This is a genomic window from Pseudanabaena sp. PCC 9330, assembly GCF_055795045.1.
The window spans coordinates 401,472-427,732 of the sequence record NZ_JAYFES010000115.1 but is presented as its reverse complement, the minus strand read 5'-3'; the positions used below and the strand labels follow the sequence as shown (position 1 = coordinate 427,732).

The 26,261-nt window shown below is 55.0% G+C and carries 20 protein-coding genes; 7 read left to right on the top strand and 13 right to left on the bottom strand.

What is annotated here, in order from left to right; translation table 11 throughout:
• Positions 1 to 105: 105 nt before the first annotated feature.
• Positions 106 to 612 carry a PAS domain-containing protein gene (locus tag AC0QKW_RS19215; protein ID WP_473152699.1) on the top strand — a complete coding sequence of 169 codons (507 nt, stop codon included), beginning with the start codon at positions 106 to 108 and terminating at the stop codon, positions 610 to 612.
• A 140-nt stretch (positions 613 to 752) separates the two neighbouring features.
• On the opposite strand, the gene AC0QKW_RS19210 is transcribed toward AC0QKW_RS19215, so the two are convergent.
• Positions 753 to 1,013, bottom strand: a complete 261-nt coding sequence (locus tag AC0QKW_RS19210) for a DUF1816 domain-containing protein (RefSeq protein ID WP_473152698.1) — start codon at positions 1,011 to 1,013, stop codon at positions 753 to 755.
• 604 nt (positions 1,014 to 1,617) lie between these two features.
• On the opposite strand from AC0QKW_RS19210, the gene AC0QKW_RS19205 reads away from it, so the two are divergent.
• Positions 1,618 to 2,730 carry a response regulator gene (locus AC0QKW_RS19205; protein WP_473152697.1) on the top strand — a complete coding sequence of 371 codons (1,113 nt, stop codon included), beginning with the start codon at positions 1,618 to 1,620 and terminating at the stop codon, positions 2,728 to 2,730.
• Positions 2,731 to 2,898: 168 nt separating this feature from the next.
• Positions 2,899 to 3,531 (top strand): uracil phosphoribosyltransferase, encoded by a 633-nt coding sequence (gene upp, locus AC0QKW_RS19200; RefSeq protein WP_473152696.1) that lies wholly within the window; start codon positions 2,899 to 2,901, stop codon positions 3,529 to 3,531.
• Between the two features lie 186 nt (positions 3,532 to 3,717).
• Here the strand turns inward: upp and AC0QKW_RS19195 are convergent, their stop codons facing one another.
• The 5 genes from AC0QKW_RS19195 to AC0QKW_RS19175 all read right to left on the bottom strand — a co-directional run bounded on the left by AC0QKW_RS19195 (position 3,718) and on the right by AC0QKW_RS19175 (position 8,511).
• Positions 3,718 to 4,176, bottom strand: coding sequence for a hypothetical protein (locus AC0QKW_RS19195; protein ID WP_473152695.1), 459 nt, complete (start codon positions 4,174 to 4,176; stop codon positions 3,718 to 3,720).
• Positions 4,177 to 4,496: 320 nt separating this feature from the next.
• Complete coding sequence (locus AC0QKW_RS19190; RefSeq protein ID WP_473152694.1) at positions 4,497 to 5,027, bottom strand: hypothetical protein; 531 nt, start codon at positions 5,025 to 5,027, stop codon at positions 4,497 to 4,499.
• Positions 5,028 to 5,208: 181 nt separating this feature from the next.
• A complete protein-coding gene (locus AC0QKW_RS19185; RefSeq protein WP_473152693.1) occupies positions 5,209 to 6,795 on the bottom strand; it encodes an SMI1/KNR4 family protein in 1,587 nt (528 codons plus the stop codon).
• Between the two features lie 97 nt (positions 6,796 to 6,892).
• Entirely contained in the window at positions 6,893 to 7,696 is an 804-nt protein-coding gene (locus AC0QKW_RS19180) for a hypothetical protein (RefSeq protein WP_473152692.1), read from the bottom strand.
• Between the two features lie 371 nt (positions 7,697 to 8,067).
• Positions 8,068 to 8,511: a hypothetical protein gene (locus tag AC0QKW_RS19175; protein ID WP_473152691.1), complete on the bottom strand. Its 444-nt coding sequence runs from the start codon at positions 8,509 to 8,511 to the stop codon at positions 8,068 to 8,070.
• A 1,061-nt stretch (positions 8,512 to 9,572) separates the two neighbouring features.
• Between AC0QKW_RS19175 and AC0QKW_RS19170 the strand changes: the two genes are divergently transcribed.
• Together AC0QKW_RS19170 and AC0QKW_RS19165 are read left to right on the top strand one after the other, a co-directional pair.
• Positions 9,573 to 10,223, top strand: a complete 651-nt coding sequence (locus AC0QKW_RS19170) for a helix-turn-helix transcriptional regulator (RefSeq protein ID WP_473152690.1) — start codon at positions 9,573 to 9,575, stop codon at positions 10,221 to 10,223.
• A 714-nt stretch (positions 10,224 to 10,937) separates the two neighbouring features.
• A complete protein-coding gene (locus tag AC0QKW_RS19165) occupies positions 10,938 to 13,469 on the top strand; it encodes a glycogen/starch/alpha-glucan phosphorylase (RefSeq protein ID WP_473152689.1) in 2,532 nt (843 codons plus the stop codon).
• 57 nt (positions 13,470 to 13,526) lie between these two features.
• Here AC0QKW_RS19165 and AC0QKW_RS19160 read toward each other — a convergent pair whose 3' ends face one another.
• The 5 genes from AC0QKW_RS19160 to AC0QKW_RS19140 all read right to left on the bottom strand — a co-directional run bounded on the left by AC0QKW_RS19160 (position 13,527) and on the right by AC0QKW_RS19140 (position 17,105).
• Entirely contained in the window at positions 13,527 to 15,137 is a 1,611-nt protein-coding gene (locus AC0QKW_RS19160; RefSeq protein ID WP_473152688.1) for a Na/Pi cotransporter family protein, read from the bottom strand.
• A 96-nt stretch (positions 15,138 to 15,233) separates the two neighbouring features.
• The gene (lspA, locus tag AC0QKW_RS19155; RefSeq protein ID WP_473152687.1) at positions 15,234 to 15,713 is read right to left on the bottom strand and encodes a signal peptidase II; all 480 of its coding nucleotides are present in this window, start codon (positions 15,711 to 15,713) and stop codon (positions 15,234 to 15,236) included.
• A gap of 4 nt (positions 15,714 to 15,717) precedes the next feature.
• A complete protein-coding gene (locus AC0QKW_RS19150) occupies positions 15,718 to 16,296 on the bottom strand; it encodes a biotin transporter BioY (RefSeq protein WP_473152686.1) in 579 nt (192 codons plus the stop codon).
• Between the two features lie 183 nt (positions 16,297 to 16,479).
• Positions 16,480 to 16,809, bottom strand: a complete 330-nt coding sequence (locus AC0QKW_RS19145; protein WP_473152685.1) for a hypothetical protein — start codon at positions 16,807 to 16,809, stop codon at positions 16,480 to 16,482.
• On the bottom strand, positions 16,800 to 17,105 hold the full coding sequence (locus AC0QKW_RS19140) for a DUF2087 domain-containing protein (protein WP_473152684.1): 306 nt from the start codon (positions 17,103 to 17,105) through the stop codon (positions 16,800 to 16,802). The genes AC0QKW_RS19145 and AC0QKW_RS19140 overlap by 10 nt, the downstream gene beginning before the upstream one ends.
• Before the next feature lie 74 nt (positions 17,106 to 17,179).
• Here AC0QKW_RS19140 and AC0QKW_RS19135 point away from each other — a divergent pair, with 74 nt between their 5' ends.
• Entirely contained in the window at positions 17,180 to 17,644 is a 465-nt protein-coding gene (locus AC0QKW_RS19135) for a carboxypeptidase-like regulatory domain-containing protein (RefSeq protein ID WP_473152683.1), read from the top strand.
• Here the strand turns inward: AC0QKW_RS19135 and AC0QKW_RS19130 are convergent.
• A complete protein-coding gene (locus AC0QKW_RS19130) occupies positions 17,628 to 19,820 on the bottom strand; it encodes a two-component system response regulator (RefSeq protein WP_473152682.1) in 2,193 nt (730 codons plus the stop codon). The genes AC0QKW_RS19135 and AC0QKW_RS19130 overlap by 17 nt on opposite strands.
• A complete protein-coding gene (locus AC0QKW_RS19125) occupies positions 19,817 to 22,606 on the bottom strand; it encodes a hybrid sensor histidine kinase/response regulator (protein ID WP_473152681.1) in 2,790 nt (929 codons plus the stop codon). Before AC0QKW_RS19125 ends, AC0QKW_RS19130 begins: the two co-directional genes overlap by 4 nt.
• Positions 22,607 to 22,944: 338 nt before the next feature.
• Between AC0QKW_RS19125 and AC0QKW_RS19120 the strand changes: the two genes are divergently transcribed.
• Positions 22,945 to 26,232: a WD40 domain-containing protein gene (locus AC0QKW_RS19120; RefSeq protein WP_473152680.1), complete on the top strand. Its 3,288-nt coding sequence runs from the start codon at positions 22,945 to 22,947 to the stop codon at positions 26,230 to 26,232.
• The last annotated feature ends 29 nt before the right edge of the window (positions 26,233 to 26,261 follow it).

Here is a 26,261-nt window from a genome sequence, read left to right as displayed (position 1 = left end):
TCACAGCAAACCACTAAACCTGAGATTAAAGTGTTGAACGCTACTGCCCTGGGTTTAGGATTTTGATCCTAAACCCAGGGTGTTTTTCCTGAATGGGTTAATGTCATGGCCTCGTGTGCTCCGGTTCATTTCGCCAGTATCTCAGGGGCGATCGCTCACCCAGTTCTCAAACTCTTTGGCCCGCTGTCGCTAGAGGCTGCTGCGAGCCAAAGCAGCATTTATATCTACGATCTAGTCAACCAAAGCAACCTAAATTTGACGGCTTCAGTCACCACCCTGCTGGGGTATGACACCGAGACCACTGCCGTGGCAAAGGATCTCAGCCTGGGCCACCTCATTCACCCCGACGACCTCGACCGGGTGGCCGATCACTTTCAACGGTTTAGCACCCTGCAAACTGGTGAGGTGATCTCGCTCGACTATCGCATGCGCCAGGCCGATGGTACCTGGCGCTGGTTGCGCAGCCATGAGTCATCGCTCATGGCCACTCACGATGGGCTGCCGCTGCAAATTCTGGGCATAGTTCAGCTGTTGCCTGGGCAGGTCTCGAGTACCTCGGTGGCAGCCTGGGAGTCGATCCTTAGAGAGCGTTTGAAAAGTGATGTGCTGTAGCTTTAGTCACCTGCCGATCCCCCCTGCCCCCCTTAAAAAGGGGGGTAAAAGTCCCCCTTTTTAAGGGGGATTTAGGGGGATCTCCACTTTTGCTACAAGAAATAGGACTTTTCAAACATCCTCGTCAACCCCAAAACGAGCTAACCGCGCACAAAATCAGGGGTTTCAGCCTCTTCAAAAATGGTCAGCTGCGTCGGGTGACATTGCTTGATAATCACCTGTAGGGTGTGAACGCCCTCCTCAAGCAGGTCGTCTACATAGCCAGGTCGCGCCATCTCGGCCTCTTGAAAGGTACTAAAGGGGCCAAAATAGTAGATACACTGGGGTTTACTGGTGATCATTTCTACCCACCAGTCACCCTTACCAAGCTGGGCAAGATTGAGGAAAAGTTGTTTTATCATTAATTTTTAGCTAAAAGAACAGCCGACCTGGCGCAAAGCCTAAAACGGCAGAATCACTACAGATATTTTTAAGGTTCTTCTGTGAGCAAGTTGTGAGCCTTCCCCACAGGTGTAACAAAAACGTTACAAAGATTGATTTAATTCTATTTAAGTCTTGAGAACTCATTAAGCTGGTTGGCAGAGCAGTCGTAGATACTTAAGGCATCAGGTTCCAGGTTTATTTGCCCTGGCCCTGAGGTTGCTTAGAGTTTGCATCGCGATTTGTTTAGTTTTGTACCGAGTTCAGATTCAGGTTTGTCGTTTTTTTAAACAGGCAAAGCCCTCTTCTAGATATAGATAGGTTTTAATATCTGTTTTTTTACCGTCTATAGTCAAGTCACTCTGGTTTTTATCTCATCACTTAATTTTCGCTAATTGACGCTAACTGACTGGCTAAATGTCACCCTTCACCGCGCTGCCGCTAGCAATAGACCCCAACGGTTTGCGCCTCTTGAGGCTGCTGACTTACCCGGCTTGATCGCTGCCCTGAGGTGGGGGCAATGATCAAAGGCTCCAGTCTGGGTTGAGCTACGGCCTCGATCATCGCAGTCCTAGGGAGATGGCTATGCGATTTTTAGTTGTAGAAGACGATAGGTTTGTAGCCCAGGCTCTCAAGCTACTGCTGGCAGAGCAGAGCTACAGCATCGACCTAGCCCCCACCGGTAGGCTCGCCCTAGAAATGGTGGATGCGTTTGACTACGACTTAATGATTTTAGATCTGCTGTTGCCCGACATCGATGGCGTACACCTATGCCAGCAACTGCGGGTGCAGGGCTACTCAATGCCAATTTTGCTGCTGACAGGAAAAAACGAAGTCGAGCAAAAAGCCATTGCTCTCAACACCGGGGCCGACGACTACATGGTCAAACCCTTTGACAGCCGAGAGTTAGTCGCTCGGGTGCAGGCCCTGCTGCGGCGGGCTGGGGGCCAGACCCTGCCATTGCTCACCTGGGGCAACCTCCAACTCAACCCCAGCAGTCGCCAGGTGACCTACAACAGGCAGGAAATCATTCTGACTCCGAAAGAATATGCCTTGCTAGAACTCTTGCTGCGCCACAGCGATCGCACCTTTAGTGCCAGAGTCATTCTCGATCGCATTTGGGCCGCCGAAGACTATCCCGGTGAAGAATCTGTGCGCACCCACATCAAAGGGCTGCGCCAAAAGCTGCGCTCAGCCGGTGCCCCCGCTGATCTCATTGAGACCATTCATCGGGTAGGCTACCGCCTCAACCCCCTGGCTAACCGGCCAGAGGCGATGCCCCCAGCCCCAGAGGCAGCCGCGCCAACCTCAGCGCTTACAACCCGCCTATTAGCAGTGGCCCCCAGAGCCATACACCCCAGCCTACAGCAGACCCTTGACGATGACAAAACCCTAGAGCTCACCATCGTCAGCGAGTACGCTGACCTTTGGCCCGCCCTCAAAACCTACGATCCCGCTCTGCTAATTTTGAGCTACGACCTAGACCCAGAGCAGTGCCTAGACATCTGCCGCACCCTCAGGCAACAAACGCCCTGGCAGACGCTACCGATTATTCTGGTGCTATCTGCTACAACTATTAACGCCATCCAACAGGTGTTTGTCGAGGGTGCCAGTGATGTGGTCATGCAGCCCATTTTGGAGCCAGAGCTCAAAGGTCGCATTGCTCACCAGCTGAGCCTGAGCAACTCCTCTAGGTAGCCCGCCGGGCATCCTGTCCTCAGCCCTACCGCGACACCCCCAGACGCTCTGCGCTCAGGCAACGGCTCTGCGAAGATGGCGCTGCCTGAGCGATCGCCCCCACCACCAGCCGTGGGGAGACCCTGAAGCGCCCAGCGCCACCCCCTCACCCTCACTCACCACCGTCCTATGCCCGACCTTCACCTGATCGATCACCCCCTCATTCAGCACAAGCTCACCCTCATGCGCCGGGCCGAGACCAGCACGGCAAAATTTCGCACGCTGTTAAAAGAGATCAGCCTGCTAATGGCCTACGAGGTGACGCGAGACCTGCCCCTCAAGCTAGAAACTATTCAAACGCCCCTGGCGACGATGGCCGCCCCGGTGCTGGCCCCTGAGAAAAAGCTGGTGGTGGTGTCAATCATGCGGGCCGGGCAGGGCATTTTGGATGGGATTTTAGAACTCATGCCTTCGGCGCGGGTGGGGCACATTGGGCTGTACCGCGATCCGCAGACCCTGCGGGTGATTGAGTATTTTTTTAAGGTGCCGGAAAATTTGAGCGATCGCGACGTTTTAGTCGTAGACCCCATGATCGCCACGGGCAATACGGCGGTGGCAGCACTGTATCCACTCAAGCAGGCGAGGCCGCGATCGCTGCGCTTTCTCTGCCTGCTGGCCGCCCCCGAAGGCGTGGCCCACTTTCACCGCGAGCACCCCGATGTGCCCCTCTACGCCGCCGCCGTGGATGAAAAGCTGGATGAGCGGGGCTATATTTTGCCGGGGCTGGGAGATGCGGGCGATCGCCTGTTTGGCACCAAGTAGCTTCAACGGGCGCTCTGATTACATCTGATACCAAATCCTGCTCGCCTACCCCCGATTCAGCAGGGCGAACCGCTGTTCGCCCCTACAGATGGGCCGGTTGGGAATCGGGGGTGTGGAATTCGGATTCGGCATGATAGAACAATACAAATTGACCCCAGGAGATGAGGCGCTCAGCCTCCTGAAAGATTACTTTTTGCCAGATTGGGCTGGGCTAGTGTAAATTTCAATCGTGAGTTCTTCCGTAAACCCATTCACCAGAGATGGCCACTTGGGTGCCCCAACCCGCAGTACAGCCCCAACGCGATAAATCGTATCGGCTTTTAGCCCTACCGACAGGGGGGAACCGAGCGCCAGCGTGGGCGCATAGGTCAACACATCAGGCTGGGTGTGAATGGCCGTTGTGCCCAAAACCATACCCGAGTCTGGGCCTAGGGGCTTGGTATAAAACTCTACCTGAACAGCTAACGACAGGGGCATAAGGGCGATCGCACCCGGCCCAGAAAACTCAACCGTAACTTGCAGCGAAAATGGCTGGTGGCCCTGCAAAACGGTCTCTGAAAACCCTTGGTTAGCATTGGCCGTAAACACAGTCAGGTTAGACAGTTGACAGACGATCGCGCCAACATTAACTTGAGAATCGCTCATGAGGCGTAGGGTAGACGCAAATGGGGCAAATCTTGCCGCATGAATGACGGAACTTCATGAGGCATCATACTACCCTAAGGATTAGAAACCGGCTGAACCTTGCCGTCTCTCTCACAATACGGCGTTAACGGTCTGTCTGCCATAGCGATCGCTAGTATGGTTAGGACATTTCAGAATTTCTGGAGCAATGGTTATACGCCAGTTCGCCACACGAGTTTTCGCCATTGCCATTTGCCCATGTCCTAGCGAACTGGCCACTGCCATATTCAAGCGAAAACCCGCCTTGAGCGGGTTTTCGGATCGGTTCAAAGGGTTTGACTCTACAGCAGCTGATTCAAGCTCTGCACAATGGGGCATGCTTGCTTCTGCTTGATCGTGCGATAGGCGGTCACTATCTCAGCCGCCACCCATTCTTCCACCTCCATAGCCGCCTTTTGCGTACCGCAGGACTGATACAGCTCCGGGAACCGCTTGGGATTCAGCGCCGTCTGGACGATTTCTTCGAACAGGGCTTCGTCGATGCCAGAGCTAGGCGGCTGGGTTGCGGGCTCTGCCGCAGCCATGGGCTCAGGCGGCCAATTCTCGCCCTGGTCACTACTACCAGAGGGAGTAGATTCAGAGATAGCCGTCTGCACCGAAAGGCCAAGGGTGAACCCCCCGGCAAAACCCTTGGCATGCTGCGAGAGGGAAGGCATCTCGCCATCTGGAATAGCCTCTTGCACATAGGTTTGACCGCCTAATCGCTGAACCGACGCGATAACCGTACGGCCGGTGGCATCGGCCATTAACTGGTTATGGGCGGTGAAACGGGCAAAGGTGCGAGAGGGAAAGGTCTTAGGATCAATATCCATCTTGGGTTCGAGTAACGAGAACAACACAACAGTCGTCAGCGCAATACCGCTAGCCTGCAATACCGGCTAGCCAATGCCACCAGCAGATTAAGGCTATGGTAATGCCTGTTGTGTATTCAGGTTACCCAAAGGTGTTGGCCCCTTACCTTCACATGCAGCAAGGGGCAGAATAGTTTGCCGGTCACACCACGTTTAATAGCGGCAGTTCAACGGAAGATAGAGCCATGGCTGCCCCTGAAAGGCTTGTGATCACGTGCAAACGATACATACCCGAGTCTAGGGTTTGGTTGAATAGCCCTGCCATGTAAAGCTGGCTATCATCCGTTAAGACCATCGGTCGCGTTTCCCCAAGATTTATCCACTGGTGGGCAGTGCGCTTTTGGGCAAACACCTGAACTTTGTAAAAGACTTCCTCCAGGGCGATCGCATCGGCCCATTGCCCTGCTAGGCAAAATTCTACTTCTACAGAAAATGGCTGCCGACTGTTGAGAGAGCCCAGCCCAGTGGATGGGGACTGCCGCAGCTGTGCCGAACGCACCACAATTTGATGGGGGGCTTGCTGAATCAAAAGCTGATGGATCTCAACATTGATGGCGAGATCTATCTCCTGGGGAGGGGCCGCTTTGGTGGTTTTCTTGCCCAACGATGGCTTGCTTTCAGCAACCGCCGCGACTGGCTGGGCTAGGGGGACTGGCATGGTTGCGGCCGTCTTGGCGGCGATCGGTTGCCTGGGGTCAGCGGGGGCCTCGCGCAAGGGAATAGTTTTAGCCTCTGCTAAATGTTGGCGCAGCCAAAGTTGCAGCGGATGCTCCTTCAACCCCGGCCAGACCTGTGGTGGAGCCGGTTCCCCAGCGTTCACGACGGTTCTATACTCGGCCTGGTCATCCACCTGTCTGGCTTGAAGTTCTACCGTTAAGCGTTTTAGGGGCTGCCAGGAAAGGGGATCTAGCTCGGTTGCGGTCTCTGACAGAGGCTCAATTGCTGGGGGATCAATGCTCGTTTCCCGCGATGCAGAAACAGGCTCTGGGCCTAAGCTGGCTGTACCGACATCATCGGTAGCGGGGAGTTCGGCAGTGGCTGGGTGATCGGCTGGGATCGCCCATTCCCGGCCCTCAGCAACATGCCCTTGCAATTCCAAAAAAGCCTGATACTCTGCCTCCATCATGGCTTGAAAGGATTGGTAGCGATCGGCCCCTGGCAGATAGTCAGCAAAAAACCATGCCTCCCACTCGCCGTCGGGGGTGACCACCTGAGGGTTCAGCAGATAGATAGAATCAACCCCTACGTCGCTAATGGCAATGGCCGTTTGCAGATACTCAAGTCGAAGTTTGCTAGGGTCCTGCGCCTCACCATACTGCAAGTATTCCTCATCGGAAACGCCAACCAGCTCCCACTGATTGTCCAACTCCTGAAACTCGTCATCCACAGGAATATCAGAGACTGCTTGGCGCTCAATAAACGCCCTAATCCACTGGGGATACCGGGCAACAAACCTCTCAATATCCTCAACAGACCAGAACTTGTGGTTAAAGCTAGCGGTTTGTCGCCAACCATTCGTAACCTTCAGAAACTCTCGGTAAGACGGCGGCAGCGTTGCCCGAAGACGAGCCTCTGCCCTGGCGATTTCAGCCTCTGTTGCGCCTGGATAGCCCAGCCAACTAGATTCCACCACCTCTAACGGCAGTAGCTGCCGCTCTTCCTCATCCATTGTCTCCAGAATGGACTGACTCCATGGCCGCAAAAAGCTTTCCCAGTCGAAGGCACTCATCTCCATCTATTCCCCTTGAGTTAGCCTACGGATACTTTTTCTTTGGGAAAGTCTAGCCCATCTCAACTGAGAAGTTTAAGCTTTTTCACCAGAAGCCCTAGACAACCTGCAAAATGGGCACCTCGAACAGAGTAGGAGGTACAGAGGCATGATGCAGCGTTACAACAATATCCAGTTGATAGGGACCTGGTGAGAGTTTGATATCAGGTAAGCACATCGTGTAGCTATACTGATTTTCAATTAAATGAGATAACTGATTGCTACCCACAGAAATATTAGCCCCAGTCATGCGATTGTGAAACTTACTTTGAATTTGGTAAGGGAGAGCCTGCTGAATTAGTTCAGCTACATCTAGTCCAACTAGCTTAAAGGCCACCTCCAGTGCAATGGGCTCATTGCTATTGAGTAGGCCTTGGGGAAATGCATTAGCCTCATCCACCGCAATAGCGACGCCAGCGGCAAGAGGCTGTAAGAATCTGACCTGGGTAATCTCAATAGTTGGGGGTGCTATCCTTGGTTGCTCTGCCTGGGGAAGGCGTTCTAAGGCTTTGGCAACCCGATGCAAAATCCAAGGATAAATAGTATCATCATCTAAAGCCGTCCAAACATTCTCGTCATCACCCTCAATATATTGAACAACAACCTGCTGATCAGGATAATGGTCAACTGACCGAGTCTGAAACTCGAGAGTAAACGATGCAATAGGCATCCATTTTTTCAGGGATTCATTTTCTAGAGGCATACTCTCCTGATCTTCGGGAATGGAATTATTGAGCTCAAATTTATCAGTATTCACTGACGAAGACCCTTCTGCTTGATTTACTTTATCAAAATCTTTCATGCTTGCTTGATCTTCCTGATTTATGCTGTTTTCCACAGCAGAATTGACTTCAGATTCCATAGGATGAACCTCTTCCGAAACGATTTTAATTATTTATACTTGTGCGTGCCGAGAAGCTCGGATGTGATCCTCACTGCTAGGTGGATTCAGGTAAGTTAAAGAAAAATAATATTGCGCGATTGGATTAGTGAAGTGATTGAATATTAAAATCATTCTTATTCTGGCAAAAACGGTTTTATTGAAGATGTTGATTAAAGATGAATTCAAGGCACCATTTAAGCTGTATTGGCTATCTGGATTGGCACCTTTTGCTCCCGGCTGGCCGGGAGCAAAAGGCATCTTTTGGAAATAAAATAGGATCTGCTGAGAATAATTTATGGCAGATTCTATTTCATCTTTGCACTGAGAATCAATCAGTCGGTTTCAATGACTTATGCTTCAAGTGCATTGATCTGGAGCATAGTTTCTTCGTATCCAACCCACCCTTTGAAAGTGGGAAAAGTAACTACAGCGATCGCCTTATAAACCCCTTCGGGTAAGGCTAGACCACCTGAAAGTGGAACACCTCCTGTCAGAGTAATTTTTGTGTCGTCTCCAGAATAGCTGTACTTGCCAGGCGTGAGAGACCCAGTCTTGACGCCAACGACTGCCTCTGGAGCAGGACCCGTTAAACTGTTCACAGTGTAAGTCACTGTAAAGGGTACTCCACTATCACACATGCCCTCAAAAGTTCCAGAGCCATTAAAGCTGACTGCCAACTCGAAGGTTTCCCCTAGATCGATAATCGATGGAGGGTTAGCTCCTGCTGGCTCGAGAACACTAAGTGTGCTGATCGTGAACGTACTTGTTGCCACACCAGGTTGAGAAATGCCCATTTTTGGTCTCCTATTTTGTGTCTAAATGTACTTAAATTAGGAGTGCTTTGAACAAGTAGTAGTCATGTTTTTGACTGACTGTTTTTCCGCCTCTCCATGACTGAATAATCGCAGGATTTTCTCGATCTGAAATACTTACCCTAGGGCTATTTCACTCAGTTCATTCCCCAGAAACGATTCCAAGGGCCCAAATCACAGGGTGTTTAAGCCGTTTATTGCCACCACAGCTTTAGTACTGCCATATTGCAAAATATTACGTTGCGCGATCTATCCTGGTACTTTCTCGAGCAACTGGGCAGTCCTGCGAACGATGGCTATCTCTAACCTACTCCCTGGGGGAGTAACGCGCCCTCGAAAAGGCCTGATAGGCTAATAATGGGAAGGCTTAGATCAGTAATCTTCTGGCCCAAGCCTCTCTGAAACTAAATAGTTAGTGGAGGATTGGTGCTACTCCTGGCCCTGTCGATCGCAGCGATCAGCCATGCCCAAGTTAGTCCATAACCCGTCATAGAAGCGCTCTGGTCGAAGCGTTTAGAGCTTTCTTAAGTATTAAAAGACGGGGGCAAGGTAGTTAATGAGACTCTCAAATATCAACTTGTCTGCTGATCAGCGCTTGCTATGGAGTATTTGGCAAATTGGCATGTTAAGTCTTTGAATTTGAGTAGTAGTAGTATCTTGGGTTCAGTTGCAGGATTCATTGTATTGGGCCAGGCATGATGTAGATTGGTTCACAATTTTAGGAATGCGCCCCAAAAATGCTAAGCCTTAGTCAGTGAAGATGTTCCTGTAGATCAAATGTTTTATCGGATGCGATCGCATCAACCATGACTCTCTGCTTTTCGTCAGGGCAGATTTTTTCTCTCTCATGCTGAAGAGCGTGCGTATAAATTTCTACCCTGAAGAGTTCTGAGAGCTATTTTGTTGTGTTTTAGTGCATGGGCTCTTCCTGGTTACTTTCCTATGGTTGCAACAACAGTGGCTAGATACGCATACAGATGGCTATAGGATAAATCAAAAATAGATATTTGATTTACGTCTATCACAAACGGGGTGGATAAATCATGCTTTTTATTCGGGTGCCGATAGAAAATCTTTTGCGAGATAAAAACCAGGCTGGAGAAGCGCTGGAATTTACCGATCAAGATCAGATCGATATTCGGGATCCGGTGGTTGAAGAAGCACTGACCAAATTAACCAACGGAATTTTGATTATTACCGAAGGCAGCCAGGTGCTCTATGCGAACGACTGTGCTTGCCGAATTTTGCGGCAGGTTAGTCAGCAGAGGCATTCAGCGGAGGCAATCCCAAAGGAGATCAGCTATCTTTGTGACTCTATTGCTGATATTCGCCGAAGATTTCCTGGGCAGCACTGGGTGATGAAAACCAAAATCTGTATCAGCAGTGCAGTCACTTTCAGCGTTACTGCCCGCTATATGAAGCTGGATACCCTAGGCAAGTCTTGCATTGTCTTTGAACTGCGAGATCAGTACCAGCTGATTAGAAACATTGCAATGGATGAAGCAAGAGATTATGCTCTCACGGAGCGTGAAACCGAAATATGGCTTCTGCAGCGGGCGAACTATACCTATAAGCAAATTGCTTCAGAGCTATTTATTGCCCCTAACACAGTTAAGAAGCATATGCAGAACATTCACCTTAAGCAAAAGGCTGCTTCCGAAGGTTCCCTGTGGCCGATGCCCAAGTGTAGTTGAGCCGACGACGCATTTCTTTATTGCCCTGCATCATGCAGACAATAAAATGCTTAAGATAATTAGGATCATTGACCTAGCACTGGAGCACGGTGCCTGAATGTTATTACCGAGCTCAATGTAACAGCGCTTTTGGCGACATTTAGAATACTTCATGAAATTTTCGTTACATTTGAACCGACCTCAGGGTAAGGGTTTCGGGCTTGGCAAGCCATTTAGCCTAGGCTCTGACGCACTAATTAACATAACTTAATGGTTTGAAATCACCTCTTCATACTATTGCGCTTAACACTTTCTTCGGGATTGGGCAAATGCACTGTGTAGCGGTGCATGGCGGCGATCGCAGATGGCATTCTATCGCTTTCTTGGCGGTCTTGAGCAGGCTTTCTGTCGGCAGATTTTAGAGTTCTTTCTGCGCTTTGCTAGGCCCCTTTGTTGGTTTTGCGACAGTGGTTTATTTGCGGCCAGTTAAAATGGGGCAATATGTTAATGCCTGAGCGTATAGTTTTTGTGGGTTTATGGTTTGGTCGGGGCTTGACGGGTAACTAATTTGGTCCCGGTTCGGGTTTGTTGGTGTCAGGGTCATGGGCAATTTAATGTTCCATTGGCAAAGTGCATGGTCTGACTATGCCCGAGGTAGGGCGATGTGGCCTCTACTTCGAGCCTACGGGCTACCAGCAAATTCTTGTACGGTAATTACAGTCTTGAAGGATTTCTATGGTTAAGCAATCTGTTCATCTGCCCCAGTCGAGCACGGTTACAGCGATGCCGCTGTCGCTAGAGGCTGAGGGCAATGTTGCCTTAGATGCCGAAGCCCAGGTCAAGCAAATACAGCAGACGTTGGTCAACAATCTGCACTGGGTACAGGGCAAAGACGAGCAGTTTGCCAGCGCCCACGACTACTACATGGCCTTGGCTCACAGCGTGCGCAACCAGCTACTCAAAAAGCGCATTCGCACCGCCAAAGTCTACGCCGACCAGCAGGCCAAGACAGTCTATTACCTGTCGGCAGAGTTTTTGATGGGTCGCCAGCTGGGCAATGGGCTGATTAATCTGGGCCTCTACGACACTATGCGCCACGCCCTGGCCGACTGCGGCTTAGATCTAGATGAACTGCTAGAGCACGAGGCCGAGCCCGGCCTGGGCAACGGTGGCCTAGGCCGTTTGGCCGCCTGCTTTATGGATTCGCTCACCACTCTCAACCTGCCAGCGGTGGGCTACGGCATTCGCTACGAGTTTGGTATTTTCACCCAGCTGATTCGCCAGGGCCACCAGGTAGAGGTGCCCGACAAGTGGCTCCGCTACGGCAACCCCTGGGAAATTGCCCGCCCCGACTACCGAGTTGAAATCAAGTTTGGCGGCCACACCGAGGTCTACAAAAACGACGGCGACGATGACTACCAGGTGCGGTGGATTCCGGGCCAGACGGTGATTGGCATTCCCCACGATGTGCCGGTGCCCGGCTACGGCACTGAGAATGTCAACATTCTGCGGCTGTGGAAGGCCGAAGCTGGCGAAGCCTTTGACCTGGGAGCCTTTAACGCGGGCGACTACTTTGGGGCCGTGGCCAACAAGATGGTCTCTGAGAACATCACCAAGGTGCTCTACCCCAACGACGAAACCCGCCAGGGCAAAGAGCTGCGCCTACAACAGCAGTATTTCTTTGTGGCCTGCTCGCTGCAAGACATCATTCGCCTGCACCTGCGCGACCACGGCGACCTGACCAAGCTGGCCGAGTCGTCGGCCATTCAGCTCAACGACACCCACCCGGCCATTGGGGTGGCTGAGCTGATGCGCCTGCTGCTCGATGAGCACCATCTAGAGTGGGAGACCGCCTGGCAGATTACCCAGCGCACCTTTGGCTACACCAACCACACCCTCATGCCCGAGGCGCTGGAGAAGTGGTCAGTGGATCTGTTTGGCCAGCTGCTGCCCCGCCACCTAGAGCTAATCTACGAAATCAATCACCGCTTCCTCGACCAGGTGAAGCTGCGCTACCCCAACGACCCCGATCGCCTAGAGCGCCTCTCGCTGATCGAAGAAGGCGGCGAGCGGCGGGTGCGCATGGCCAACCTGGCCTGCGTGGGCAGCCACGCTATCAATGGCGTCGCCGCGCTGCACACCGAGCTGCTGAAGCAAGAGGTGCTGAAAGATTTCTACGAGCTGTGGCCCGACAAGTTTACCAACAAGACCAACGGCATCACCCCCCGTCGCTGGCTGTTGCAGTGCAACCCTCGCCTGGCCCAGCTGATCTCTGAAACCATCGGCGATCGCTGGATTACCAACCTTGACCATCTCAAGGATCTAGAAGCCCACATCGACAGCGAAGAATTTCGCCATGCCTGGCAGGCCATCAAGCAGGAAAACAAGTGGGCCTTAGCCCGCTACATTCACGACGCTGTCGGCATCGAGGTGAACCCCGACTCGATGTTTGATGTGCAGATCAAGCGCATCCATGAGTACAAGCGCCAGCTGATGAATGTGCTGCACGTGATCACCCTCTACAACCGCATGGTGCAAAACCCCGGCGATCACGTCGTGCCCCGCACGGTGATCTTTGGCGGCAAGGCAGCTCCGGGCTACGCCATGGCCAAACTGGTGGTGAAGCTGATCAACGGCGTCGCCGATGTGGTCAACAACGACCCCATTGTGGCCGGACGGCTGAAGGTGGTGTTTTTGCCCAACTACAACGTCTCCCAGGCCCAGCGGCTGTTTCCGGCCTCTGACCTGTCAGAGCAAATCTCCACCGCTGGCATGGAGGCCTCGGGCACCGGCAACATGAAGTTTACCCTCAACGGGGCGCTCACCATTGGCACCCTCGACGGCGCCAATGTGGAAATCCGCGAAGAGGTGGGGGCCGACAACTTCTTCCTGTTTGGCCTCACCACCGAGCAGGTGGCTGCTTGTAAAGCCGTGGGTCACAACCCCTGGTACTACTACGACACCAACCCCGAACTCAAGCGAGTGCTGGATTTGATCGCCTCCGGTCTGTTCTCCCCGGAAAACTCTGATCTGTTTTTGCCCATTCTCGACTCGCTGCTGGTGGATGACCCCTACATGGTGATGGCCGACTACGCCGCCTATGTGCAGTGCCAAGAGCATGTCAGCCGCACCTACGAAGACCGCGATCGCTGGGTTCGCATGGCGATCGTCAACACCGCCCGAGTCGGCAAATTCTCCGCCGATCGCACGATCGCCGAGTACGCTCGCGATATCTGGAAGGTGAAGGCAGTTCCGGTAGGGGAGTAGATACGTTGTCAGGGGCGTGGTTTCGAGTTCTAGTCAGCAGAATTCAAAACCACGCCCCTACCCTTCTTTCCCGATCGCTATCATCGCTTGGTGCAAATGCTGGTGAATGCGGGCCAGGTGCTTACTCACTCGACGCAGCCAGCGAATCGCCCCCAGGCGAGCGGTGCCGGTGGCCACATCGAGGCTGCCGTTGGCCACCTCAACCAGGGTGGCTTCGCGGTAGGGACGCACTTTTTTGTGCACCTGGCGGGCCGCCTGACCGGTCTGATAAGCAGCTTTGTCCCATTGGTTGAGCGGCAGGGCGTAGATCGCATCGGCGATCGCCTCCAACACCAAAGCCCGCTCTTCCGCCAGCTCAGCGGTGGCATTGACCAGGGTGGCGCGATCGGCCTCTTCCTCGCAGCGCTCAAACAGGCGCTGGAGGTGATCGAGGCTGTGCACCAGGTTGATCAGGCGGTTCCAGCTGGGGTCTTGGTCAGCACTCAGGTGGATTTGATCCAGGTAGGCAGAGGTTTCTTCCATGGCGGTTTCTAGCTCGGCTAGATCAATGCGCTGGCCCTCAGGGTCGCCCAAAATAGCCCGCAAGTGCCACAGCAGCGCCAGCAGCTCCGATTGAATCGCCCCCTGCACCGCGTTGAGAGCCAGGTCGGGCTGTTTCAGCAGTTCATCACTCAGCCCGTTGGTGTAGGCGGCCCCCTGGCCTGGCAGCAGTCGAATGATCAGCCGGGCGAACCCTTGGGTGACCGGCAAAATGGTCAGCACCCCCAGCAGATTAGACGAGGTATGAAACATCACCAGAGCCAGCCCCGACTCTTCAACCAGCCGCCCTGGGGCCAACTGGTTCCACAGCCAGATATAGATCGACAGCAGGCTGAGCGCCAGAGTCCCGGTCCACAGGTTGTAGAGAACGTGGGAGAGAGCCGTACGCTTAGCATCGATCGACCCATCGAGGCTGGCGACCACCGCTTTGACAGTGGTGCCCAGATCCATGCCGATCACCAGGGCAGCAGCCTGCTCAAAGCCAATGGCCCCGGCATAGAGCGCCGTCAGCGCCGTGGCCACCCCCGCCGTCGACGACTGAGTGATGACCGTAAAGATCATTCCCAACACCACCAGCTGCAGCCGCCCCAAAAATGTGGGGGCGGGCAGGGTCTCGGGGTCGATCAACGCTGTCAGCCCGGCCATGGCCCCTTGGAGGGCGGTAATGCCGACAAAAATTAGGCCAAACCCAGCCAGGGCATAGCCCACGTAGCCCGTCTTGCCCTTGGCCAAGAGCTTCAGGCTGGCACCCATGAAAATCAGAGGCAGAACCGCCGTCCCCAGCTGAAACTGAAACCCCACCAGAGCTACCATCCAACCGGTGGCCGTGGCACCCACGTTGGCTCCCAGGATGATCCCTAGGGACGCGGTGAAGGTGATCAGTCCGGCGCTGACAAAGCCGATGGTGGCCATGATAACGGCGCTGGAAGAGTGCAGAATGGCGGTGGTCAAAGCCCCGGTAATAGCCCCAGTCAGGGGAGTGCGGGTAAACCGCATGAGCACGCTGCGCATGGCGTTGCCCGCCAGCGATCGCAGCCCCTCGGTCATGACAATCATGCCCAACAAAAACAGGCCCAGGCCACCCGATGCCCGCACCACAATTCCAACTATGCCGTCAATCGCTGTCACCTACTGAGTCACATCACCATCCAGTCGTAGCAAGGTCTGGTACGTCCCAGCGCCCAGGGGTGCAAAAGCTAGGGTTTCTTCATAATGAAGGCTGCTCTAGGCCTCTCCCCGCTTAGCCGGCTCTCGCAGGGCCGCCACCAGCAGGCAGACAATGCCGATGTTAATGCAGATATCGGCCACGTTAAAAATGGGAAAGCGAATCAGGCGAAAGTCAAGGAAGTCAATCACCTCTCCGGCCAGGAGGCGATCGATGCCATTGCCCAAGGCTCCGCTGAGAATAAAGCCGTAGCCCACCTCTTCCCAGCGGTTGGGCAGTCGCGCCCTAAGCCCCAGCACGACCAGGCCCAAGCTCACCGCCATCGAGAGCCATTTGAGCCATTCGCCGTTGTTGCTAAACAGGCTAAAAGCCGCACCGCTGTTGGTGACGTAGGTAAAATAAAACACCCCCGGCCAGATCGGCAGCGAGTCGGGCGGGGTGGTGAGTTCAAAGGTCTGGGCTACCCAGAATTTAGTCAGCTGATCGAGGGCAAGCCCAACTCCAGCAGCGATCCAAAACCAACGATTGCGCAATCTCATGGGCCTAATAAAACAACAGCTGCCGCAGCACCAGCGACAGCACCGCCACTGCACAGACCACCACCAGTTGCCCAGGTAGCGGCAAAATCGAGTAGCTCAGCAACAGCTCCCAGTAGGAAGCTGACACAGTCTGTAGCCAGCCTAGCAGGGAGGCGAGAGTCAGGTAAATAATCCCTAGTGCGTGGATAATGCCCAACCCGCTGAGACCACTCAGAGCCAGCCGCTCTAGCTTGGGCGGGTTCTGAAAGGCCAAGTAGCCGCACACCCACCCAGCGGGCACAAAGCCCAGCAGATAGCCAAAGCCCGGTTCGCGCACGTAGCTCAGCCCGCCGCCCTGGGTAAACACCGGCAGCTCAAAGACTCTAAATAGCGCCAGCCCCAGCACCAGGTAGGCAATCTGCGACAGGGCCGCTGCATTTTTGCCCCCCACGCAGCCGGTCAGCAGCACCGCCCCCACCTGAAAGCTCACCCCCAGAGACAAAATCGCCATGCCCGACTGGCCCCAGGCCCAGGGTGCATTGAGGGTAAAGGCCTCCATCCAGGTGGCCACAATGGTGAGCACCAGCCCGATCAAGGCCCACATGAGTTCAAATGGTGCTAACACTGGCGACGACTTCACCCGATGGCGACCCTGCAAAATTAGACATTTAGCCTAGCAGGGTTTGCCAAACTGAGCGCGATTGTTAGACAAAATATTTCTTGAGCCATTGCCTGGGCATCTCAGAGCCAGGGGCAAAGCCACAATCAAGCTTCGCTCCCGCATCTGTCAGGGCCACAACAGCCGGATTACAAGCAATACACAGGCAACAATAAGCAGTGGGGTAGAGATGGCCACCACCCGCGCCGACAGCCAGGGGGGAAGGTAGATGTCAGTCACTGGCTGGCCCGCTGGGGTGAGGTCTTCGGCCAGAGTTCTTAAGGGGCAGCGAAAGCCGTTGCCAGCGTAGATGATCACTTCTACAGAGATTAGCCCAAAGGCAAAAGCCGTCCAACGGGTCAGGTGATTGACCAGGCCGCAGTAGAGCAGGTAGAGAATGGCCCCAAACATCACCACAAATACCACGGTGTGCAGCAGCTTAACCCAGGTCAGCCGCATGGGGTTTCTCCCGAAGTCGGCTCGTTTTTGAGCCAGTAGGCCGAGCCGTTGGGCAATCGATCAACGAGGCCGCGCTCAAACATTTCACGTCGTAGCAGAGCCGGGTCGCCAAAGGTGTGGTGCTGGTTGAGCAGGGCGTTGACCTCGCGCTCATGGTAGCGGGTGGCAGGCTCAAACTTAGTCGTGAGATACTCCAGCGCTAGCTGCTGAAAACGGCCCCTGTTGCGTTTGGAGGGCCATTCTTTGAGCCGCCCCTCGGGGTCTAGATAGTGCCGCAGCTCGGTTAGGTAGTCCATATCGGTTGCCTTGGGTCAGCCTCTCTCGATCTCTCGCTACAATAGGCGACAGACAGATTACGGAATGCATTTCTATGAAACGCTTGCTCCTTGCTTTGGTAATGGCTCTGGCCCTGGTGGGGTTTCCGGCCCAGGCGTGGGCGCACCAGGTTGAGACCTTCTACACCCTAGATCGCCAGCTAGAGTTTCAGTCTCTATTTAGCTCTGGGGAGCCCTTTGCCGGGGCAACGGTGAGCATCTACGCCCCCAACAACCCCGACCAGCCCTGGATGACCACCACCACCGACAGCGAGGGGCGGTTTGCCTTTGTGCCCGATGAGTCGATCCCGGGCGACTGGGAGGTGGCCATTGAAGATGCCGACAACCTCAGCCATGCCGACTACTGGACAGTGCCAGTGGGCGACAAGGGCATTATCTACGATGGCATTAGCCTAGACTCTACCGAAGATGTGCACTATCGGGCAGCCATGGCGTTTATGCCGATGGTGATCTCCATTGGCGGGGCGCTGGCCTGGCTAGGGTTTACCCGGCGGCGCTAGGGGGGCACGGGTAACTGCGATCGCCGCTCCACCCGGTCAGCAGCTGCTCAGTGGCAGCCACCGGCAGGGGCCGCCCCAGATAGTAGCCCTGGCCGTAGTCACAGCCCATGGCCCTGAGCTGGGCTAGCTGGGCCTCGGTCTCGATGCCCTCGGCGATGATGGTGGTTTTGAGGGCGTGACCCAGGGTAATGATGGCCCGCACGATGTCGGCGCTGGTGGCCAAATCTTGAGTAAAGGAGCGATCGATTTTGAGGGCGCGGATGGGGAACCGGCTCAGGTAGCTGAGGGAAGAGTAGCCGGTGCCAAAGTCATCGATGTCGAGATCGATGGCGCGGGCTTTAAGCTGATCCATCAGGGCAATGGCGCTTTCTACATCGTCAATCAGCATGCTTTCAGTGATTTCAAAGGTGAGGCTGCGGCCCGGTAGCCCGGTGGTGGCCAGCACCTGATCGACCTGGTCGAGAAAGTTGGCCTCTTTGATCTGCTTGACCGATAGATTGACGCTGATCGTCAGGTCGGGCTGGTCAAACTGCTGCTGCCACTGGCGAGTCTGGCGGCAGGCGGCCTGCATAATCCAGTGGCCGAGGGCAACGATTAGCCCGGTCTCTTCGGCCACCGGAATAAACTCATCGGGGGAAATCAGCCCCTGGGGTGGGTACGACCAGCGCACCAGGGCTTCTAGCCCGGCCAGGGTCTGGGTTTTGAGATCGACGATGGGTTGGTAGTAGAGCTCAAACTGCTGCTGCTCTAGGGCACAGCTCAGGTTGCTTTCGAGCTGGAGCTGCTTGAGGGCGGCCTGGTGCATGCCGGGGTTAAAAATTTCGTAGCGGGCCTTGCCCTGGCGTTTGGCCTGGTACATGGCGATATCGGCGTCGCGCAGCAGCTCGGCCCCTTCGCGGTAGGCAGATGAGCTAAGCACAATGCCAATGCTGGTGGTAATGATTACCTCGCGCCCCTCGATGACAAAAGGCGATCGCATCTGCTCTAGAATGCGCATCGCCACCTGCACCGCCTCGTGGATGCCCTCAATGTCTTCGAGCAGCAGCACAAACTCGTCGCCCCCCAGCCGCGCCAGCAGATCGACTGGGCGAGTGATGGTCTCTAAGCGCGCCGCAATCTCAATCAGCAGCCGGTCGCCCACGCCGTGGCCCAGGCCATCGTTAATTAGCTTAAAGCGGTCGAGATCGAGAAACAGCACGGCAAAATGCCGATCGGTGTAGCGATCGCTGCGGTGCAGCGCCAGCTCTAACCGCTCCATCAGCAGCGCCCGATTGGGCAAATCGGTGAGGCTGTCGTGGAGAGCGTTGTGCATCAGCTGCGCTTCACTCTGCTTGCGATCGTGAATATCAGACACCGCCCCAATAAAGCCGGTAAACTCGCCCTCCAGGTCAAAAAGCGGCACCCCCGTCCCCTGCACCCAGCGGTAGGTTTGACCGACGGTTTGCAGACGATATTCCAGGGTGAAGGGCTGGTGCTGGGCAAAGGCCTGCTGAAAGGTTTCCAGGCACAGAGGCCGATCGTCTGGGTAGAGCACCGTGGTCCAACCGTGGCGCTGCATGTGGGCCAGGGTGCGCCCGGTAAACTCTAGCCAGCGCTGATTGACAAACTGGCAGTGGCCCTTGGCGTCTGCCATCCAAATCAGCACCGGGGCAGCGTTGGCGACAATGCGAAAGCGAGCCTCGCTGGCCTGAAGGTCAGCGTTGAGCTGGGTGAGGGCCTGGGTGCGCGCCGCCACCCGCTGCTCCAACTCGGCATTCAAACTGAGAATTTCGACCCTGGCCCGCTGCAAAGCCAGGTGGTGCTCTACCCGCGCCACCACCTCTTCAACCTGAAAGGGCTTGGTGATGTAGTCAACCCCGCCCGCCTGAAAGGCCCGCACCTTGTCGAAGGCGTCATCCAAAGCGCTGAGAAAGATCACCGGAATATCGCGGGTGATGGGGCTGGCCTTAAACCGCTGGCAGACCTCAAAGCCATCCATCTGCGGCATTTTAATATCGAGCAAAATGAGGTCGGGGGGATTGGCCCGAGCGCCGGTCAGGGCCAGGGCTCCAGAAATGGCGCACTGTACCCCGTAGCCTTGCTGAGCCAGGGTATCGGACAGCAGCCGCAGATTTTCGGGTACGTCGTCGACAATGAGCACCGTGGGATGGGACATGGATGGATCTAGCGCATTCATGGTTCAGCCCCATCCTGGGTGAGCTCCAGCAGGATATCGTAGCGAAAGTTGTGGACCAACTGCTGCAGGGGTTGGACCAGGGCGCTGTGCTCTGGGGGTAGGGTGGCAATCACCGCGAGCATCTGTTGGGCATTCAGGGTTTGGGCGGCCTGGTGCAGCTGAGATTTCCAGGGGGCGGGCAGCAGGGCTAGGTCGGTCGCTGCCAGCAGGGCAGCGGGCTCGACGAGGGGCGCTGGAGTGTCGTACACAAAGACCACCCCCAGATGCTGGGCCAACTTACTAAATAACTCGTCTTCGCGAAAGGGCTTGCGCACAAAGTCGTCGCAGCCCACGGCCAGCACCAGGGCTCGCTCTTCTTCGTAGGCACTGGCGGTAAGGGCAACAATTTTGGTCGGTGGCCGCCCTGGCTGGGCCGCCTCTAGGGCACGAATCTGGCGGGTGGCCTCGTAGCCGTCCAGGCCAGGCATGCGCATGTCCATCCAGATCAGATCGGGGTGCCAGGTTTGCCACCAGGCGATCGCCTCCGTGCCGTCCTCGGCTTCCTGAGTTTCGTAGCCCAGCAGACCCATAATGCGCACCACCAGCTGCCGATTTTCCCAGCGATCGTCCACCACTAAAATGCGGTAGATCGGCTGCCCTGGCTCAAGCCCTATGACCCGGCGTATGGGCAACCGTTGGGGTAACTCGGCGGCACTGGCCACCTCGACCGGCAGGTCAAAATAAAACCGCGACCCCTGGCCCAGGGTGCTCTGCACCGCCAACTGACCGCCCAGCAGCTGCACAAACTGGTGGCTAATGGTCAGCCCCAGCCCGGTACCCTGGCTAGTCAGCAGGCCTGCTTGAGTTTGCACAAAGGGCTCAAACACGCGATCGATTTCCTCGGGGGCAATGCCTGAGCCGGTATCGGTGACCGCAAAGAAAAGCCGCAGCGGGAAACCTGCCTCAGCCGGGTCTGGCGCTGCAGCGGCGACTGCTGGCCGTTCTATCGTCAGGGTGACCTGGCCGGTGGTGGTGAATTTGATCGCGTTACTCAACAGGTTAATCAGCACCTGGCGCAGCTTGCGCTCGTCGGAACGAATGTATTGCGGTACCGCCGCTGAGTGACTGACCACCAGCGTCAGGCCCTTGGTTTCTGCCCGCAGATGAAACATATCCTCCAGGGTGGCGAGCAGCCCGTAGAGGTCGAAGCTCTCTAGGGTGAGGGTGGTGCGCCCGGCTTCGATTTTGGCCATGTCGAGCACATCGTTGATCAGGTTGAGCAGGTGCTCACCGCTGGTACTGATGATATTTAAGTAGTTGCGCTGCTCGTGGTTGCCGTTGATCTGGCGCTTGAGCATCTGGGTAAAGCCCAGAATGGCATTGAGGGGGGTGCGCAGCTCGTGGCTCATGTTGGCGAGAAAGTCGCTTTTGGCCTGGTTGGCCACCTCGGCCGCCGCTTTAGCCTCTTGCAGCTCGGCGGTGCGCTCGGCAACCCGGGTCTCTAGCTCGCTGAAGGCGGTTTTGAGCTGGTAGGCCATCTGGTTAAAGGAGTGGGACAAACTCTCTAGCTCTCGCACGCCGGTAGTTGCGGTGGTTTGGTCGAGGTCGCCGCTGGCGATCGCCTGGCTGGCCTGGTTTAGCCGGATGATCGGTCGGGCAATCCATTGGGAGGTCAGCAGACCCAGCCCCGTGGCGATCGCCAGCGCCAGCAGACAGAGCACGATGGTCGAGCGGGTATTGGCTTGAATCTGGGCCATAAAGTCGGCCTCGGGCACCACCACCACAATCAGCCAATCGAGCCCCCGTCCGTCGTTAAAGGGGGCCACCTGCACAAACTCCCGCTGCCCATTGAGCTGAAACTCCAGCTGCTGGGGAGTGCGAATTTGGGCTAAATCGCCGTATTTATCCGCTAAAAAGCGGCTGGTTTCCCTAATGAGCGGCACCTGGCTATCGCTGGCGCGCAGACGTTCGGTGGCTTTGCCATCTGCCCCCGTGATAAAGGGAGCTTCATCGGTAGACGAAGCGACGATCAAACCCGTGCGATCGACGATATAGGTCTCCCCCGTGGTGCCAATGCTGAGATTGTCTAAAAATTCGCTAATGCCGATCAGATACATGTCGGTGCTCACCACGCCGCGAAATGTCCCGGTCGCATCCACGTAGGGGCGGCTGGTGGAAATGCCCAGATTGGCCTCGATAAAGTACTGGTAGATATCGTTCCACACGGGCTCTCCCGCCGCCTTGGCATTGACATACCAGGGGCGCACCCGGGGGTCGTAGTCGGGGTAGGTTTCGATCGCACCGGTGGGGTTGCCAGCCCCATCTACCACTGCAATAGTGTTGACAAAGTTGGTGGAAGCGTCGGTAATCTCGATCACCAGGGTGCCATCGGCCTTGCGACCCGCCCCGGCATACTCGGTCTGCTCACCCCCAAAGCTGATGTAGCTCACCGCCGGAAACTGCTGTAGCTGCCAGAGAAAATAGCTGCGTAGGGCGCTCATGTCCTGCGGGTTCCACAGGTCGAAGCGGCCAATGGCATCGACGCTAATGGCGTTAACCGTGTGGGGAATATCGAAGTAGACGGTGAGCTGCTGGTCGATGCGATTGCTAATTTCGCTCCGCAGCTGGCTGGCCACCTCGTTGACCGCCTGCTGGCCATTGCGCAGCGAGAGCCAGCCGGTCAACCCCACCGCCGCAAAAATCTGCGTCGCAAAGGGCACAACCAGTAACAGCCGCAGGGGAATGCCCCGCAAAAAGCGCGATCGCCCAGAGTGCGAATGTAGAGGTGAAACGGGTGCTCGGGCCATGACCTAACTCTCCTAGCCAACCCCAGAATCGGCATAAATTTTTTGCGCCCTACCAAGCCCAGCTCGGAATCTGTAGCTTTCGCCAGGCAGAGCTCCATGTCTGGCCTGGGCCGAGGTGTATGGGGTGATTTTGAGCCTCTACACTCTCTATCCTTGCAGAAGCCTCCCTCAAGATGTCCGAACCGTGATCAATCCCTAAAAAAGCTAACAATTCTTGAACAGAGCCCGCACACCACTACCCGCCAAGGTGGTTCTAATTCCTGCAACACCCTTAATAATCAAAGCAATCCATTCAGCGATCGCTATCCTGACCTGTATCCCCCACCCGCCTGCCTGCCATGGCCGATGTTTTTATTTCCTACTCGCGCCGCGACAAAGAGTTTGTGCAGGTGCTCTACGATGCCCTGCGGGCCAGCCAGTACGACACCTGGGTAGACTGGCAAGACATTGCTCCCACCACCGAGTGGTGGAAAGAAATTGAAGCGGGCATCGAAGCGGCCCACACGTTTATTTTTGTCATCAGCCAAGACTCGATCGCGTCGAAATACTGCCGCAAAGAGATTGACCACGCCCTTCAACACGGCAAACGGCTGATACCCGTGCTGCGTCGCAAAGATTTTGCTCGGGAAGATAGTCACCCCCGGCTGAGTCAACACCAGTGGATTAGCTTTCAAGCTGAGGATGATTTTGACGCGGCTTTTGCCACTCTGGTAGAGGCGATCGACACCGACCTGGAGCATAAGAAAAACCACACCCGGTTGGAGGTACGGGCGATCGAGTGGGCACAGAGCCACCGAGATGACAGCCTGCTGCTGCGGGGCAGTGAGCTAAACCGGGCGGAGCAATGGCTGCTCCAGGCCAGCGCTGGCAAAGACCCCAGACCCACGGAGTTGCAGGCAGACTACATTGCCGCAAGTCGTGAAGAAGCAACTCAAGCCCAAGAGCGGGCGAACCATCGACAGCGGCTGACGGTGGGAGGCCTTTCGGGTCTGCTGGTGTTGGCGATCGGGTCAGGCATTTGGGCTTGGGTGCAGCAGCAAAAAGCATTGACTGGCGAAGTCAACGCCCAGTTTTTAGCCGATAGCTTAGCGATGGAAAACTATTTAGAGTCAGGCTTAGAGCAGCAGGCTGTAACAAAGGCCATGCAGACCGGGCAGGCTTTAAAGAGTAAAAAGGCCTATCGGCTAAAACCTAGTGCTCGTTTTCGCGCCATTTCTTCAATTCGTGAAGTGATGTACGGGGTTAAAGAACGCGATCGCTTGATTGGCCACAGCGATTGGATCTTAAATGTGGCCTTTAGCCCCGACGGAGAGACCATTGCTACTGCCAGTGTTGACCAGAGCATCAAGCTGTGGAACCGGCAGGGGGAAGAATTACAAACCCTCAATGGCCATAGCGATTGGGTCTGGGCAGTGGCCTTTAGCCCCGATGGTGAGACCATTGCCACCGCCAGTGCTGACCAGACCGTCAAGCTCTGGAACCGGCAGGGGGAGGAATTACAAACCCTCAATGGCCATAGCGCTAGTGTCTGGGCAGTAGCTTTTAGCCCAGATGGCAAAACGATTGCCACTGCAAGTAAAGACCGGAGCGTGAAGTTATGGAACCGACAGGGGGAGGAGTTACAAACCCTCAATGGCCATAGCGCTGGTGTTGGAAGTGTGGCCTTTAGCCCCGACAGCGAGACCCTTGCCACCGCCAGTCATGACCAGAGCATTAAATTGTGGAACAGAAACGGAGAGGAATTGCAAACCCTCAGAGGCCACACCGATTGGGTCAATAGCGTAGCCTTTAGCCCCGACGGCACGACTATTGCCACCACCAGTTATGACCAAAGCGTAAAGCTGTGGAACCTCAAGGGTGATAACCTACAAACCCTTAAGGGCCATACTGCTGGAGTTACTGCAGTAACTTTTAGTTCAGATGGCAAAACGATTGCCACTGCCAGTACAGACCAGACTGCCAAGTTATGGGAGTGGCAAGGGGAGGAGTTGCAAACCCTCAGAGGCCACACCGATTGGGTCAATAGCGTAGCCTTTAGCCCCAATGGTGAGACTATTACCACTGGCAGTAATGACCAGAGCGTCAAGTTATGGAACCGACAGGGGGAGGAGTTGCAAACCCTCAGAGGCCACACTGATTGGGTCAATAGCGTAGCTTTTAGCCCCAACGGTGCAACTATTGTCACCACCAGTGATGACCAAAGTGTGAGGTTATGGAACCTCAAGGGAGAGGAACTACAAACCCTCAATGGCCACACCGCTGGTGTTAATGCAGTAGCCTTTAGCCCTGATGGCGAGGTCATTATTACCGCCAGTAATGACCATGCCGCCAAACTATGGAACCGGCAGGGGGAGGAGTTACAAACTCTCAAAGGCCATAGTGATAGTCTCTGGGCGGTGGCCTTTAGCCCAGACGGCGTGACTATCGCTACTGCCAGTGCGGACAACACCGTGAAGCTATGGAGCAAAGATGGCAAGAAGTTACAAACTCTCCACGGCCACGCTGATTGGGTCAATAGCGTAGCTTTTAGCCCAGATGGCAAAACTATCGCTACTGCCAGCGGGGACAACACCGTGAAGCTATGGAGCAAAGATGGCAAGGAGTTAGAAACTTATCAAGGTCACATCGCTCCGGTCTTGTACCTTGCTTTTAGCCCAGATGGCGAGACTATCGCCACTGCCAGTCAGGACAACATAGTTAAGCTGTGGAGCCGTCAGGGAGAGGAGCTTCAAACCCTCCAGGGCCACAGTAGTGCAGTTCGGGGTGTAGCTTTTAGCCCAGATGGCAAGACTATCGCTACAGCTAGCGAAGACAATACTGTGAAACTGTGGGACTTTCAGCTAGATAATTTGATATCTAAAGGCTGTAAATGGCTAGGAACGTATTTTGTAAAGCAATCTCCAGAGTTACTTATGGAACTAGAAACCTGCCAGGACAGCGACCCGTCGTTAAAAGCGGCGGCAGCACCCATGCTAGTGACACAGGGCGAAAAACTAGCCCGTAACGGCAGCATTAAACGAGCTAGAGAGTTATTCGAGCAAGCCATAGAGTGGGATAGCAACCTTGACATTGACCCCAAAACTAAATTACAAAACTTGGCCCAAGCTCAGACCCTAATCAGCGCGGCAGAAGATTTAGCTCAGGCAGGGCAAATGTCTGATGCAACGGCTAAGTTTGCTGAAGCCAAACAGCTAGATTCTGGTTTAGATTTCGACCTAAAAGCACGCGAGTATCTGGATCAAGGCAACCGGTATATTAGCGCAGGCAATGTTTCAGAAGCGCTATCAGCCTATCGCCAAGCCGAAGCCATAGCTTCGAAAGATAGCATTTCAACCAATGATTGGAACGCGCTTTGCTGGGATGGCAGCACCTATAGCCAGGCAGAAGCCATTATGTTCGCCTGTGAAAAAGCTGTTGCCCTTGCGCCAGAAGACGGCAACATTATTAATAGCCGTGGCTTAGCTCGTGCCCTTGTTGGCGACACCCAAGGGGCCATTGCAGACTTCAAAGTCTTCATCGAATGGACTCAAGACGAAGAAAAGAAAGCCCAGCGCCAGGAGTGGATTAAGGCTCTAGAGCAGGGCAAAAACCCTTTTACGCCAGAGGTGCTAGAGTCGCTGCGGTAACAGTAGGTAGTCGCATAGTTGCCCGGCCC

Bases quoted from the DNA above. Each gene is read 5' to 3' on its own strand.
- AC0QKW_RS19215 (WP_473152699.1), top strand. From the start codon at position 106: ATGGCCTCGTGTGCTCCGGTTCATTTCGCCAGTATCTCAGGGGCGATC.
- AC0QKW_RS19210 (WP_473152698.1), bottom strand. From the start codon at position 1,013: ATGATAAAACAACTTTTCCTCAATCTTGCCCAGCTTGGTAAGGGTGAC.
- AC0QKW_RS19205 (WP_473152697.1), top strand. From the start codon at position 1,618: ATGCGATTTTTAGTTGTAGAAGACGATAGGTTTGTAGCCCAGGCTCTC.
- upp (WP_473152696.1), top strand. From the start codon at position 2,899: ATGCCCGACCTTCACCTGATCGATCACCCCCTCATTCAGCACAAGCTC.
- AC0QKW_RS19195 (WP_473152695.1), bottom strand. From the start codon at position 4,176: ATGAGCGATTCTCAAGTTAATGTTGGCGCGATCGTCTGTCAACTGTCT.
- AC0QKW_RS19190 (WP_473152694.1), bottom strand. From the start codon at position 5,027: ATGGATATTGATCCTAAGACCTTTCCCTCTCGCACCTTTGCCCGTTTC.
- AC0QKW_RS19185 (WP_473152693.1), bottom strand. From the start codon at position 6,795: ATGAGTGCCTTCGACTGGGAAAGCTTTTTGCGGCCATGGAGTCAGTCC.
- AC0QKW_RS19180 (WP_473152692.1), bottom strand. From the start codon at position 7,696: ATGGAATCTGAAGTCAATTCTGCTGTGGAAAACAGCATAAATCAGGAA.
- AC0QKW_RS19175 (WP_473152691.1), bottom strand. From the start codon at position 8,511: ATGGGCATTTCTCAACCTGGTGTGGCAACAAGTACGTTCACGATCAGC.
- AC0QKW_RS19170 (WP_473152690.1), top strand. From the start codon at position 9,573: ATGCTTTTTATTCGGGTGCCGATAGAAAATCTTTTGCGAGATAAAAAC.
- AC0QKW_RS19165 (WP_473152689.1), top strand. From the start codon at position 10,938: ATGGTTAAGCAATCTGTTCATCTGCCCCAGTCGAGCACGGTTACAGCG.
- lspA (WP_473152687.1), bottom strand. From the start codon at position 15,713: ATGAGATTGCGCAATCGTTGGTTTTGGATCGCTGCTGGAGTTGGGCTT.
- AC0QKW_RS19150 (WP_473152686.1), bottom strand. From the start codon at position 16,296: ATGTGGGCCTTGATCGGGCTGGTGCTCACCATTGTGGCCACCTGGATG.
- AC0QKW_RS19145 (WP_473152685.1), bottom strand. From the start codon at position 16,809: ATGCGGCTGACCTGGGTTAAGCTGCTGCACACCGTGGTATTTGTGGTG.
- AC0QKW_RS19140 (WP_473152684.1), bottom strand. From the start codon at position 17,105: ATGGACTACCTAACCGAGCTGCGGCACTATCTAGACCCCGAGGGGCGG.
- AC0QKW_RS19135 (WP_473152683.1), top strand. From the start codon at position 17,180: ATGAAACGCTTGCTCCTTGCTTTGGTAATGGCTCTGGCCCTGGTGGGG.
- AC0QKW_RS19130 (WP_473152682.1), bottom strand. From the start codon at position 19,820: ATGAATGCGCTAGATCCATCCATGTCCCATCCCACGGTGCTCATTGTC.
- AC0QKW_RS19125 (WP_473152681.1), bottom strand. From the start codon at position 22,606: ATGGCCCGAGCACCCGTTTCACCTCTACATTCGCACTCTGGGCGATCG.
- AC0QKW_RS19120 (WP_473152680.1), top strand. From the start codon at position 22,945: ATGGCCGATGTTTTTATTTCCTACTCGCGCCGCGACAAAGAGTTTGTG.